12 protein-coding genes are annotated in these 14,136 nt (G+C 30.8%); 8 read left to right on the forward strand and 4 right to left on the reverse strand.

Annotated features, from left to right (window positions below; all coding sequences use genetic code 11):
- Nucleotides 1-251: 251 nt before the first annotated feature.
- Nucleotides 252-440: a hypothetical protein gene (locus tag BM246_RS00970; protein ID WP_042500530.1), complete on the reverse strand. Its 189-nt coding sequence runs from the start codon at nucleotides 438-440 to the stop codon at nucleotides 252-254.
- Between the two features lie 562 nt (nucleotides 441-1,002).
- The gene (locus BM246_RS00975; protein WP_083415664.1) at nucleotides 1,003-1,980 is read right to left on the reverse strand and encodes a D-cysteine desulfhydrase family protein; all 978 of its coding nucleotides are present in this window, start codon (nucleotides 1,978-1,980) and stop codon (nucleotides 1,003-1,005) included.
- Nucleotides 1,981-2,736: 756 nt separating this feature from the next.
- Between BM246_RS00975 and BM246_RS20235 the strand changes: the two genes are divergently transcribed.
- The 6 genes from BM246_RS20235 (at nucleotide 2,737) to BM246_RS01005 (ending at nucleotide 7,026) form a co-directional block, all read left to right on the forward strand.
- A complete protein-coding gene (locus tag BM246_RS20235; protein ID WP_042498514.1) occupies nucleotides 2,737-2,985 on the forward strand; it encodes a response regulator transcription factor in 249 nt (82 codons plus the stop codon).
- 239 nt (nucleotides 2,986-3,224) lie between these two features.
- Complete coding sequence (locus BM246_RS00985; protein WP_042498511.1) at nucleotides 3,225-4,040, forward strand: RteC domain-containing protein; 816 nt, start codon at nucleotides 3,225-3,227, stop codon at nucleotides 4,038-4,040.
- 260 nt (nucleotides 4,041-4,300) lie between these two features.
- The gene (locus tag BM246_RS00990; protein WP_042498508.1) at nucleotides 4,301-4,582 is read left to right on the forward strand and encodes a helix-turn-helix domain-containing protein; all 282 of its coding nucleotides are present in this window, start codon (nucleotides 4,301-4,303) and stop codon (nucleotides 4,580-4,582) included.
- 5 nt (nucleotides 4,583-4,587) lie between these two features.
- A complete protein-coding gene (locus tag BM246_RS00995) occupies nucleotides 4,588-5,229 on the forward strand; it encodes a hypothetical protein (protein WP_074935430.1) in 642 nt (213 codons plus the stop codon).
- On the forward strand, nucleotides 5,213-5,869 hold the full coding sequence (locus BM246_RS01000) for a P-loop NTPase family protein (protein ID WP_074935431.1): 657 nt from the start codon (nucleotides 5,213-5,215) through the stop codon (nucleotides 5,867-5,869). Before BM246_RS00995 ends, BM246_RS01000 begins: the two co-directional genes overlap by 17 nt.
- Before the next feature lie 41 nt (nucleotides 5,870-5,910).
- Nucleotides 5,911-7,026: an exonuclease/endonuclease/phosphatase family protein gene (locus BM246_RS01005; RefSeq protein WP_042505536.1), complete on the forward strand. Its 1,116-nt coding sequence runs from the start codon at nucleotides 5,911-5,913 to the stop codon at nucleotides 7,024-7,026.
- Nucleotides 7,027-7,415: 389 nt separating this feature from the next.
- On the opposite strand, the gene BM246_RS01010 is transcribed toward BM246_RS01005, so the two are convergent.
- A complete protein-coding gene (locus BM246_RS01010; protein ID WP_074935432.1) occupies nucleotides 7,416-7,841 on the reverse strand; it encodes a hypothetical protein in 426 nt (141 codons plus the stop codon).
- 343 nt (nucleotides 7,842-8,184) lie between these two features.
- A complete protein-coding gene (locus BM246_RS01015) occupies nucleotides 8,185-8,763 on the reverse strand; it encodes a BfmA/BtgA family mobilization protein (RefSeq protein ID WP_074935433.1) in 579 nt (192 codons plus the stop codon).
- Nucleotides 8,764-9,501: 738 nt separating this feature from the next.
- Here BM246_RS01015 and BM246_RS01025 point away from each other — a divergent pair.
- Nucleotides 9,502-9,912: a hypothetical protein gene (locus BM246_RS01025; protein ID WP_042498485.1), complete on the forward strand. Its 411-nt coding sequence runs from the start codon at nucleotides 9,502-9,504 to the stop codon at nucleotides 9,910-9,912.
- A 203-nt stretch (nucleotides 9,913-10,115) separates the two neighbouring features.
- Nucleotides 10,116-14,009, forward strand: coding sequence for a type IX secretion system sortase PorU (gene porU, locus BM246_RS01030; protein WP_042505545.1), 3,894 nt, complete (start codon nucleotides 10,116-10,118; stop codon nucleotides 14,007-14,009).
- Nucleotides 14,010-14,136: the final 127 nt, after the last annotated feature.

Genomic DNA, 14,136 nt, shown 5'->3' on the forward strand with positions numbered 1-14,136 from the left:
GAAGTAATCTTTACGGAAAACCGTAAAAAAGAAAATAATTTAAAAATTTTAATAAAAAAACCCGTTTTAAGAATAAAACAGGAACATAATTTGCCATAAAGATCTAGCAAATCTAGATATAATTAAAGCGCAAAAATTCATGATTCACAATTATGAGTAGAATCATAAATTGTGATTAGGTTAAATGGAGAGTATAAAATTGCTCGCTGAGCTAAATCAGCTATTTTTATAAACGAATAGAAAGTTCTCGTTTAGATGAACATAAACAAATCTTCATCATCAAAAGTTGATGCTGTAATTAAAGTTCTTGGTTCATTTTTTTTACTCTTTTCAGAATTTAATAATCTTCCAAAATTAAGTTTCTCTAATCTGTTTTTTAATTCTTTTAATGTTTTCATGGCGCATTTCTTTTTCTTGTCATAAATATACGATGCACGCATTGCTTTTAGATGTTTGTTTTGAATAAAAAAACCTCAATATCAAAGAATTATCAATTTTTTAACAATTATATATAATCCAGTTTACATTATGCGACTTTGCCATTTTATGAAATTATTCAATTAGAATAATAAGGAAACGTAGCAGTATAAAATAGACTTATTACTTTCTTACACGATAGCTTCAATACTAAAATTTAAAGCAAAAAAAATACAAAAAACCTTGTCTATTTCAATCTTAAAATCTAATTTTATTGTTCAAAATATTACTAATAATAGTGAACACAAAACTGAACACGTTTTGGAACACGATTTAAAATATGGTGGTTTTTAAATAATTGATAATCAACTATTTAGTTTTATGAAATTTTCTTGTACGAAAATTCATAACTCGGAGGTCATGGGATCGTGCCCCATTCTCGCTACAGGTAAACAAAGGGAAAGCCAAGAATTTTATTCTTGGCTTTTTTTTTGCTAAAACATAGCTAAAACATTAGGTATACTTTCTTTCTCACTATACAATCAACATCAATTTACCTCAAATTTTATTACATTGATAAAACTATTACATTAATTCCTCAGAATAATAAAAATTTGCGGGTAAACCGCCAGTATGCCAAAATAAAATATTAGCCCCTTTATCTATTTTCTGACTTTTTATATGATCTAACATACCGTAAAAAGCTCTTCCAGAATAAACAGAATCTAATAAAATCCCTTCATTTTCTGCTAATTCTTTAATAGCTGATTTTTCATTTGACGTTACAACTCCATAACCTTTCGAATCATATCCATGAATCAATCTAGCATCATCAATAGAATATGTTTTTTTTATTCTCAAACTTTTTTGGCCTTCCTTTAATAATTCCAGGACAGCTTCAGCTAAGGTTTTATATTCGTAACCAATTTTATCAATACTAATTGGCATTAATTTAGTATCCACTTCAAACAAATCAATCCCTAACCTAAGTCCAGCTTGTGTTCCTCCAGAACTTGATGCAAAGAAAATATAATCCATTTTCAAATTCATTTCGGTTAATTGTTCCTTTAGTTCTTTTACTGCATCAACAAAACCGTAGGCTCCTAATAAATTTGATCCTCCATACGGCACAACATAAACTTTCTTCCCTTCTGCTTCTAGTTTAAATTTAAGACTCTCAATATCCTCCCCTTTCCTATTCTCTCCATTAAAATAAATATTCGCCCCTAACAAGTGAGACAACAATAAATTACCATTAAATATTTTTGGTTTTTCTCCTCCTAACAATAAATAACATGCCAATCCTGCCCTAGCACATGCGGCTGCAGTTTGCCTACAATGATTCGATTGTTGAGCACCTGCAGTTATAATTGTATCATATGCTTTGTTTAAAGCTTCATAAATAAAATACTGCAACTTTCTAACTTTGTTTCCTCCTGATGCTAAACCAGAATTATCATCTCTTTTAATAAACAATTGATAGTCCTGATATTTTTTAGATAAATTACTCATCTTTTCCAGTGGTGTTGGAAAATAGCCCAAAGGGTATTTATTAGCTAGCATGACTCTCTTATTTTTAATTCACATTAATAATTGTTACCTTTAATTCATCTAAAAATACGCATAAGTTTTTATTTTTCAACAATTTAGATGTTCCTACTTATTCAAAAATACAAATATACCCCGCAATATGAATATATTTCATCTATGCATTGGATTGTACTTTTTACGTGTATTTTAATAGGGTTCACCATTATATTTCAAGTCTTCTATATCTGCTACAGCAACCAAAAACCAAGTAAAGAAAAACTTAGATATTTATATTTAGCTATACTCTTCCTTTTGTATAATGTATTTAACGGACTGCTGCCTAATACCTCACTACCTGGTCCATTAATTCTGCAATATGTTATTACTTATGGCATCTCCATTTTTATGTGCATTTACTTAATATGGTATTTATATAACGAATTCAACATAATCACTCCAAATTATTTTTTTCAAGTAAAAAATCTAACGGTTATTCTATCGGTCTCTTTCTTACTTTTATTTATAGTTCCATATTTCTTTTCTTATTCGTTAAACTCATCACGCAGTTTATTTTTAATACTACCTATATTATTATCCTCTATCTTTTTTATATACTTCCTCAAAGTAATCACGAAAGAAGTAAAACGTCAACGGTATTTTAAAATTCAGACCTATTTAGGGCTTTGCTCTATTCTATCTATTGTCCTTCTTCCTTTATTAACTTTTTTTGGAGATTTTCAACCCATTACACAACCTGTTGTATCAGCTGCCTTCTTTCTGGTAACAACAATGGAAATTAACAGTTATCTCTACCGCTTAAAAAATACCCACACACTCAAATTAAATGTTGGACGTCAATACAACTTCACAAATAGAGAAAATGAAATAGCTCTGCAAATAATTAAAAAGAACAGCTATAAACAAATAGCCCAAAATATGTTTATAGCTTATGGAACCGTTAGAAAACATGCTTCTAATATTTACATAAAATCAAATTGCGCTAGCCGAAAGGATTTTATCAAAAAATTTAAGAAGTAAACTAAACATCACCTGTTTCAATATGTGCGTAGTAAATTCACATTTCAAATACGCAAAATATACACAGTTAAAAAAGAGAAAATTAAATTCATAGATTATATTTGCCATCACGGAAATAGGAACTCCATAAAAGTTCTATATAGAACTTTACTAACCAAACCATTATTTCTCTCCTAGATTAAAGATTACAACTAAGTAATCTAAACGTCTGTTACTCCTATTTCATATAAAAGGAAACAATGGATTTTAAATTGAAAACTGATACTTTCTTAAATAGTCTTGGAGATATTAAAAATAGCGACCATGGACCTATTGCCGTTTCTAATAAATCAATAATACTCTGCAGAGATCTTCTATATACTTTTAAAAAACAAATAATCAAAAAAGGTTTTAGCACAGAACATGAAGAAATTCAATTCTTTAAACAAGTAAAACAAATACCACTCACCCATCTTATTTATTACACAGAAATACGTTCTTTTGAAATTCAATTTCCTAAAGCCAACAAAGAGGCTCAAAAAAAACATATAACGCATAAGCTTAAAAAGCTAAATCGCTTCTTTTTATATAATATAGATTTTGGGCATTATATGGAATCACAACAATCTCATTTCGATGTGCAATATTATACCCGAAATTATTTAGATAACATACCTATAACATCAACAAAATTCTATTTTCAAGATCCTGATTTCTGCACTGCTCGAGATATGCTCTTAGGTAAATACAAAGCTTATAAATTATTGATTAATTACCTTCAAAATAGATTGAACAAACTCAACAATTTCAATAATGATCAAAATGATTTAAAGTGGACAGCAAACAAAACAGCTTTAACAGAGCTCATCTACGCTTTGTATTGCAACCGCGTTATAAATAATGGAAATAGTGATTTAAAAGAAATAGCCGACTCTTTACAAAACCTCTTCCATTTTGAATTAGGCAATTTCTATAAAACATTTTCTGAGATTAAAGCACGCAAAAACAGTCGTACTAAATTTTTGGACGATCTCTCAACAGGGCTTATAACACACATGAATAAAATGGACGAATAATCTCGTAGTCCGGTAAACCTCCTGCACTATATTCTCATACTTATTATTCAACAATTTCTCAAGCAGTATTCAGAAATCCCGACTTCAAACCTACTTAAATAGCATCAATCTTCAAGATGTTAAAATTCCCCCGGACTACGATTAAATAGTGATAAAAATAAAGCAAACCTCATCAATTTTGTGAAATGAAAGTCAAACAGTACCATAGTTAATTAAATGGCATGTGACTTTCATAAAAAATTCACTTAAATCAATTTATTATGGCTACAAGCATTATCACAACAGACGATCTTCGAGATTTCAAAATAGAACTTATTGAAGATATAAAAAAACTACTTCTTAAAAATAACAATGGGAGTCTAAAGAAATACTTAAAATCTTCTGAAGTTATGAAACTCTTAAAAATTAGTCCTGGTACACTACAAAACCTTCGAACCAATGGCACAATACCATATACTAAAATGGGTGGAATTATCTTTTACGAGACAGAAGAAATCCAAAAAGTACTGCACGCAAATAGAGTATCTCACATAACCCAATAAAATGTATGAACTATATAAAACATCTCAATGCGTGTTTTCAAAAATTTCATGACGATTCTAGGTTAAACCCAACTCATATAAGTTTATACATGGCACTTTTCTATTTCTGGAATATTTATAAATTCCCGGAAAGTTTTTACATAAACAGACAAGAGGTAATGAAGCTTTCTAAAATTGGTTCTAAAGCAACTTACCACAGATGCATAACAAAGCTAAATGACTGGAATTTCATCAAATATATGCCTTCCCATAACCCATATAAAGGCAGCGAAATAAAGATGCTCAATTTAGAGACAACTAGTAAACAGGTAATAAACGAGTTTAAAACTAGCGTAGAACAAGCCTTAGTATCTAATACAAACAGTACTAAACAAATAGAAAACTATAATAAACAAGAGCTTCCAAAAAACAAAATTGAAGTTATTAATTTTTTTATAGACAAAAAATGGCCAAAATTAGAAGCTGAAAAATTTTATAACCACTATCAATCCATTGGATGGAAAATTGGTGGTAAAATAAAAATAGTGGATTGGCAAGCAAGCGCTAGTAATTGGATATTAAAAACTCCAAAACATATAAACCAACTGTCTCAAAACAAAGACAACCTTAAAACCAGTAAAATAAAGAATTATGACCAACCCCTCTAAAATAACCGAAGGTGGCGTTGAATTCTCAATAGGGACATTCAACGGAACGTCTGTAAACTATAATTTCAAAAAAATCCTTGTTTACCTCAACGCCAAAGGTAAGCTGCTCTTTGGAAAACACTTTAAAATCTATGAGGAAGACCATGAAGTCATTTTAAAACTATGTAATTATATCATTAAAGATTACGAAAACTGTGAGCGCAACGGTATAGATCCCAACAAAGGCATTTTACTTTCGGGACCTGTAGGCTGTGGAAAAACAAGTCTAATGAGGCTTTTAAAGTTTATTGTTCCCTTACAACGCCCATACATTGTTATTCCTTGTCGGAATATTGTGTTTGGCTTTAATCATGTTGGATATAAAATAATAGAAGATTATGGTAACACTCAGTTTTTTTGCTTCGACGATTTGGGCGTAGAACCCATGGGTAGATACTTTGGGAAAGACTGCAATACCATGGGCGAAATAATACTATCACGTCACGAGTTACTTTTAAACCATGCCATAAAAACACATGCTACTACAAATTTAAACGCCCAGGAACTAGAAGATTTATATGGCAACCGAGTAAGAAGTAGAATGCGACAACTATTCAACCTTATAGCATTTGATAAAAATGCTAACGATAAACGAAAATAACCGATTTCCAGTTTCATGGAAACAAAATACACTTAACTACAATGAAAATAGCAACATTCAACATCCAGAACTTATTCCATAGAGATAAAAGCCTTTTAGAAAAACCGGTTGGCAAAGTATTTACAGATTGGATAACAGAACTAGACACGCTCATGCTTCAACCTTCAAAAACACTAAGCCAACAAGATCGTATTCGGGAATTATCATTTTTAATTGGTTTCGAAAAATCCAGTCCTAGACCCTATGCCGTTTTACGCAGAAAAGCAGGCTTTTTGTATATGAAAGGAATCAGTCATTCCATTGAAAACAAAGCCGGTGATCTCACAAATTGGAACGGTTGGATAGAACTTCAAACCATCCCAATTCAACCCGATGCTACAAAACATAAAGCCCAAGTTATAGCCGATGTAAACCCAGATATTCTCTTATTACAAGAAATTGAAGACAGAGCATCTTTAGAAGATTTTAATCAACTTATTCTACCTCAATTTAACTGTAAACCATTCGAATATTCCTTTGTTATCCAAGGTAATGATATGACAAGTTTAGAAATGGGAATACTTCTAAGAAAAGACTACATTCTAGAGGCCGTAAGAACTCATAACATAAATACGGAAATTAATGACGATGGCAAAAGTCTTATAGAGTACGAAATCACTACGCCATCGAAAGAAAAAATTTGGTTGTTAAATACCTATTTACAAAAACGCACCAAAGACCATGATGAGTCTGATAGTATTAGAAAAAATCAAATCTTCAAAATCACTGAAGTTTACAACAACCTAATAAGCCAAGGTAAAACCAACGTTATTATCGCAGGTACATTCAACGCTCCATCTTATTGCGATTCGCTCTCGCCTATATCCAAGAATACAGATTTAAAAGATATTACCAAGCATTTATCTTTTGTAGTAGATATGGACAAAGGGGATGATGTCAATTATTTTAGACTAGGCGCTTACAGAAAAGGTGTTAATATCAAACAGAAAGATTTTATGTTCCTCTCTCCTGCTCTATTTAATAAAATGGCCGATAGCGGACTAAACAGAAAGGCTATGTGGCCAAATAAACGTCCGCAATGGTCTACTTATAAGTCTGTAACTAATAAAAGTACGGAGGCTAGCAAGCATCCTTTGGTTTGGGGCGAATTTATTTAATATAACTAAATAATCAAAGACACTATTTATTAAATTCAGACATTCTATGTTTATTTTTCTTTAAGTGATTTAATTACTTCTTCTTTACCAAAAAAAAATTAAATGAAAAGGTCCTTCTTCTAAATCTTTAATTATTTCATCCAAATAATTTTTTTCATTTTCATCATTATCTAACGGTTTATCAATTGAAGTAAAAATTATTGTTTGTTTATTTCTCCCTTTTGAAACTTACTCAAAGAAAGCTATTAAACTACTTAATTTAGTTCTGTGTGGTCCAGACTCATCGAACAGAATTAGCTCAGAATGGTTGTGCCATAATTTCGTAAAGCTAATGTGTTAGCCCAAATATTTCTAACAAAATCAGATGCAAAAGAATTTATTCTTATAGATTAAGGGTTAGTATCATTTTGGCCTCTTTTATATACAGGAAAATATTTAAATGGTTCTTTTCTGTTTATTGAAATTTGATACATTTCATTACTATCATATCGAAATGAATAAAGTAGACCTTTATAGTTTGATTCAAAAGCTTTTAATTTTTTTTCATCATTTGATTTCTCTAGATCATTTAATTTTATATCTATATTATGATGTTTATTAGCTAAGTTAATTAGCTCTTCCTTTAGTTTCTTTAATTGTAGTTCAAACTGTATTAGATTTTCAACTACTTGTTGTAACTGATTTTTTTGAACTACTTCAGTTTCAGACAATGCTCTATCATCCGCTATTAAATCTTTTGAAAGTGATTTTAATAGGATATCTTTATTTCTTAAAGTGTTTTTTAAAATATAGCAACAAACTATCTTTCTCTTCACTAATATTCGCTAAACTTTTTAAGGTTGATTTTATAATTAATTTTTGACTATTTAAGAAGGCTTTATTTTCCTCAAGAGATAAGTCAGTTCGCATAATAAGTGCTCCATTAACTTTTCTGAAGAAAAAAATAAGAAAGAAAAAAACTGAGAGATATTAACAACTTTCGCTATTAACCAAAGCTCAAGTTACATAACGCAGAACATTATAGTACAAATGTCTTTTTTAGTAATTTATAAGTTTTCGCCATTTGATAGCTATAATTCCATATTATATAAAAAATATCCCTTAAGCTCTGAGAATCGTTTAAAATTTAGAACAGGGTCATGAAACTAAATACATAATCTAAAGGTTTTTCAATGTCCGTTTGATTTTTCCGATTTTTGCTTTATTAAGTTCCAATCTTAAACGGTTCTTCCCAAAGCTGCTTTTTACAACCTTTACATTATCCAGTACATAGTTAAAATCATTTTTTATAAAATCCATTTTTATCTCCAAACGTTCATAGCGAATTTTAGGTATTGTAGTTTCTTCTAACCATTCTTCCTCTGGGTTTCCATTAAGAAATTTCTTTTCAATAAAATCAAAACTATCATCAAAATCACTATCGTCAAAGTCACTACCATTTTCCTGTTCTCTAGAATTCTGTTCAAATAGAGAATGCAACATAGCCATAATTGGTAGGGTCTGACTCTTTTCAATATCCTTCATGATAGCTATGGTAGCATTGGTGCGTTTTCGGTTCTTTACGATTTCTTCTACCATGCTCTTCCCAAAACGGTCTGAACGCAAAAAACCGTGCCACTCAAAAAAGTGCATCACCATATCTAAAGTTTTGGAATAGCTATTGGAGACCTTTTTTGAAAAGCTCTTAAACTTTATCAATGTTTTCTTTTTTACTCGTACTGTTTTAAAATCATCCATCTGAGTTATTTTTTACAGTCTATTGTGACAATATTTTTTAATGTTTATCGGGTATTCCAAAGCTTTTGTGACAATTTATTATATTGATTCAAAACACACAAAAACTCAAAACACCCATAAACAGGGGCTTTACGGAGTAAATGAAAAATGTAACGCTGCGCTAGTACGTTACCCTCTTCCTCTTCCATTTTTCTCGATGGTCAAAATTCCGAGTCACCTGATTCAAACAATCAGGTGCTTTTTGGGGGAATGGAAGATAATTTCGAACAGAGAGATTATTAACCCTAATGAAAATGGCTGGTATGTTAATGATAAGCTTGAACTTGATATTATAAAAATAAAAAGAGCAAATTAAACAAAACCTTATTAATAGGTATTCATCCCTTTTTTGAGGGGTTTCCGCACATTTTATTGGGTAATTCGTATTAACAATATACTTTAGAACTTAATGATTAAATATATACAAAAATGAAAAGGATGAAAACTATTTATTATTAGTTAGTGAAAATAGAGGCTATGCAGATACAGAAATACATATAAGACGTATCAATGTTATAGCTGACTTTAAGAGTTATGTACGATTTAATTTCACAATGTAATCAAGAATGAATGACAAGTTTAAAAGCATGTGTTTTAGCTTATCTGTAAACACATATAATTAAAAATAGACTTTACTATAATTTAAACCCCTCGAAATTCGAGAGGTTTTGTTTAAATAATAATTAAAACTACATCATTATGAAACAATTACTGTTCACTTTTCTATTCTTTTTAAGCATTACAAGTGGTTTTGCTAAATTCGATCTTGAAAAGTTGAAAAACAAAAAAGAGACAACAGAAACAACGGAAAAACAAAGCTCACTTACTCTAAGATTTACGAATTTTTATGGAGGTACTACATCAACCCAACCTTGTAATGAAGATTTGGGAGCAACATATCTTTACCATTATTTTACGGGGGTGTATGAACTTGTTTTAAACGAAATAGTATACGCAGATTCAAGCGGAGAAAATCCTTTTAATGGTCAGAATTTATGGTTTAGAGATCCTTACAGAGACTTTACCGTTCAAATAAACACAGAAGGAGAGGTAATAGCTATCCATGAATGCATTTATTGCCCAAATGGAAATAGTCCAGGTTGCAATTAATTTCATTTGTTAGGATCTATCAAGCAACACTTAAGGTTGCTATAGATAGTAGAATAGTATGAGGTGTCAAGCTTGCTATTAATAACAAACAAAAATGTCCTTGACTCTCAAGCTAAGCTAGGGCATTTTTTTTATTTAAAAGAATAAAAAAACATTTAAAACAATTTTAATAATAGCATGATTTTAACTGCGTTGTTTTAACGATGAAAGAGAAAATTTTATTTTTATTTTTATTTTCTTGCTCAATAACTCTATTTGGGCAACAAAAAAAATACACGATTGCCTGGGGAGACTCAAAAGTTCTTTCTGCTGAGAGTTATACAATAGAAATACCTTCTTTTAATAATGAAAATTTGAGTTATGATTTTGAAGAAAGTATACAGTTTGTTGATCAGTGGCAAACAAATCAATCAATAAACGAGTCTTCTGTACTTATTGATAATGTTGTTTATGCTCCTATATCTAAATTCAATTTAAAAGATTTAGATTTAAATAAAATTCCAAATAAATTAGAGTTTAGTTTGAAAAATTCTGAAGCAAGAGATAAACAGTATGCGTTTTTTAAACTCTCACCAATTATTAAAGACTCAAAAGGTAATTACAAAAAGGTTATCTCATTTCAACTAAACTATGAAAATGGAGCTACTGCTAATAAAATCTCTTCATTTAATAAAGGTTTTACAACATCTAAAGTTATTAGTAATTCGGTATTAAGCTCAGGAGAATGGTATCGTTTTTATGTTGATACTACAGGTGTATTTAAGCTATCTAAAAGTTTTTTACAACGATTAGGAGTGAACGTAAATACTGTAGACCCTAGAAACATAAAGTTATATGGACATGGAGGGCGTATGATTCCCTATTCTAATGATGTAGCATATCCTTTCGATGTTCCGGAGAACGCTATAAAATTTATAGGAGAAGAAGATGGTGATTTTGATAATGAAGATTATATCCTGTTTTATGCCCAAGGTCCAAAAGAATATCAAGCAGAGGCTAATACGAATATAAATTGTTATACAGATAAAACATATTATTATATAAACGTAAGTAGCGGTTTAGGAAAACGGATTCAGCCATTTACGCAACCTACTACTGGTGCAGCAAATTTAATTATTGATACATTTGAAGATTATAAGTTTCATGAGTTCGACGAAGATAATATTGCTTTACGAGGAAGACGTTGGTTTGGCGAAAAATTTGATATCGATAACAATCAAACTTTTGAATTTAATTTTCCAGATTTAGTAACATCAGAACCTATAAATCTAAGGGTTTATACTGCTGCCGCATCTACAACAGCGAGTACCATAGGAGTCACTATAAACGGAACCATCGTGACAACACTAAATATGAGTGGTGTAACAGGTAGTAGTTTAGCAAGTGAAGCCTCGTTTATTGGTAATGTTAATATTAGCAACTCTAAAATTGAAGTAGGACTTAATTTTAATAATCAGGGAAACCCAAGTGCTCAGGGGTATTTGGATTATATAGCCATAGAAGCTACGCGTTCATTAAATTTTTCTGGTGAACAATTTCAATTTAAAAATAGTATGGTTGCTTCAACCTCTGGAATAGGACAATATAATATGACAAATGCATCGCAGGTTTCAGAAATATGGGATGTAACCGATATATATAATGTTTCTAACTATGTAAATACAGAAGCAGTTTCAAGTCTTAGTTTTACATCTGTTCTAGGTAGTTTAAAAACGTATATAGCTGTAACACCGTTGGATCATTTTGAACCAATAATAGATTCTGAAACAACTATCGATAACCAGAATATAAAAGGAACCGTTTTTCAAAATAGCGAAGGAGGGTTTCAAGATGTAGATTACATTATAATTACTCCTAATAATATGTTTAGTGAAGCAGAACGCTTAGCAGAAATAAACAGGGTGCAAAATAATTTAAATGTTAAGGTGTTCGCGTTAGATGAAATTTACAATGAATTTAGTTCAGGTAATCAAGATATTGGAGCTATTAGAAACCTGGTTAAATATGTTTATGATAATGCAAGTACACCAGAAAACAGAATAAAGTATGTATGTTTATTTGGAGATGGCTCTTTTGATTATAAAGATAGAATTCCAAACAATACAAATATAGTTCCATCTTGGTATTCTGATAATAGTTTTAGTCTTACCAGTTCTTTTGTTTCTGATGATTTTTATGGTATGATGGATACTGATGAAGGCACCATGGAAACAAGTGATATGTTAGACATTGCTGTAGGTAGAATTTTAGCAGATACACCATTACGAGCTAAAGAAATGGTAGATAAAGTAGAATCATATTACGCTAAGGAAGCATTTGGGGGTTGGCGTAATAATTTTGTAGTTATTTCGGATGATGTTGACGAAGATTGGGAATGGACATTACAAGAAACAACCGATAATGTTGGTAATTTAGTTACCCAGGAAAAGCCATTTATAAATGTTGTAAAAATACATTCCGATGCATTTCAACAAGAAACATCGGCAGGAGGTGATAGATATCCAAAAGTAACAACTGAGATTGCAAATGCTATTAATAATGGCGCTTTGGTTGTAAATTATTTTGGACATGGCGGAGAAGAAGGTCTAGCTCAAGAGCGTATTCTTTTAAAAACGGATGTTGAAGACTTTCGTAATTTTTGTAAATTAAATTGCTTTGTAACCGTAACATGCGAGTATACCAAGTTTGATAATCCGTTTAGAGAAACAGCAGGCGAATTTACCTATTGGAATGAGGAAGCAGGAGCTATTGGCTTAATTACAACGACCAGGCAGGTATTTGTTAATTTCGGAATTACTTTTAATAATAATTTAGGTCAATATTTGTTCTCTTATGGTGATAATGATACATATGAGGATTACGAATACCCTTCAATGGCAGAAGCATTAAGGTTGGCGAAAAACGATACTGCCGTTTCCGGAGATGCTCAAAAGTATTTAGTGTTCTTTATAGGGGACCCGGCTATGAAATTAGCTTTTCCTGAACCAAACATAAGATTAACCGAAATTAATGATGTGCCTATTACTCAGGCTACAGATACATTAAAAGCATTAAGTTATGTAAAATTAGCAGGTGAAGTAGTTGATGTTTCTGGAAATTTAATAACGAATTACAATGGAACATTATCAACAACAATTTATGATAAGTTTATTGATAGGCAAACGCTTGCAAATGATGGGACGCAGCTAAATGGAGAAACAATAATATTAGACTTTGAAACACTTGGAAAAATTATATTTAGAGGTCAGGCATCGGTTAAAGACGGTCAATTCGAGTTTGATTTTGTGGTTCCAAAAGATATTGGTATTCCTATAGGATTTGGGAAAGTAAGTTTTTATTCAAACAATGAAGCATTATCCCAAGATAAGGCCGGTGCAAGCATTAATACAGTTAAAATAGGAGGGTCAAATGAAAATGCAGAAGAAGATAATATAGGTCCTGTTATTACACTTTATATGAATAATGAGAACTTTGTGTCGGGAGGTATAACAAATGAGTCGCCAAGACTATTAGCTAAAATGGAAGATGCTAACGGGATTAATACAGCAAGTGGTATAGGACACGATATTGTTGCTATAATAGATGGTGATGAAACGAACCCGGTAGTTCTTAATGATTATTATCAAACAGAAGTAGACGATTATAAAAAAGGAGTCGTGAGTTTTCCGTTTAGGGATTTAGAGCCAGGGTTGCATACCTTAACTTTAAAAGCCTGGGATGTATATAATAATTCTTCAATTTCAGAAATTCAGTTTATAGTATTTGATGAAGATCAAGAATTAGTTATAAATAATGTGCTTAATTATCCAAACCCTTTTGTAAATTATACAGAATTTTGGTTCAATCACAATAGTTCAGAACCTTTAGACATTTCTATACAGATATTCACAGTTTCAGGAAAATTGATTAGAACAATCAATGGGGTAACAACGGGTGGTATAAAAACAACAAGTTCACTATCTAGGGACATTGTTTGGGATGGGAGAGATGATTTTGGAGATAAAATAGGAAAAGGTGTTTATATCTATAAGCTCACGGTACGTTCAAATTTGTTGAACAAAAAAGTTGAAAAAATTGAAAAACTGGTTATATTGTAAAAATATTTAATGTCGTTGATCGAATATTTTAGGGGGTATAAATCAAATAGGAGATACCATTTTTTTAATGTAAGCATAGTAAATATCTTGTTGAAGATGGCTACGATAACAAACTTGATATAAACGA

The sequence above is a fragment of the Algibacter lectus genome, assembly GCF_900112395.1.
In the GTDB taxonomy this organism is placed as follows: domain Bacteria; phylum Bacteroidota; class Bacteroidia; order Flavobacteriales; family Flavobacteriaceae; genus Algibacter; species Algibacter lectus.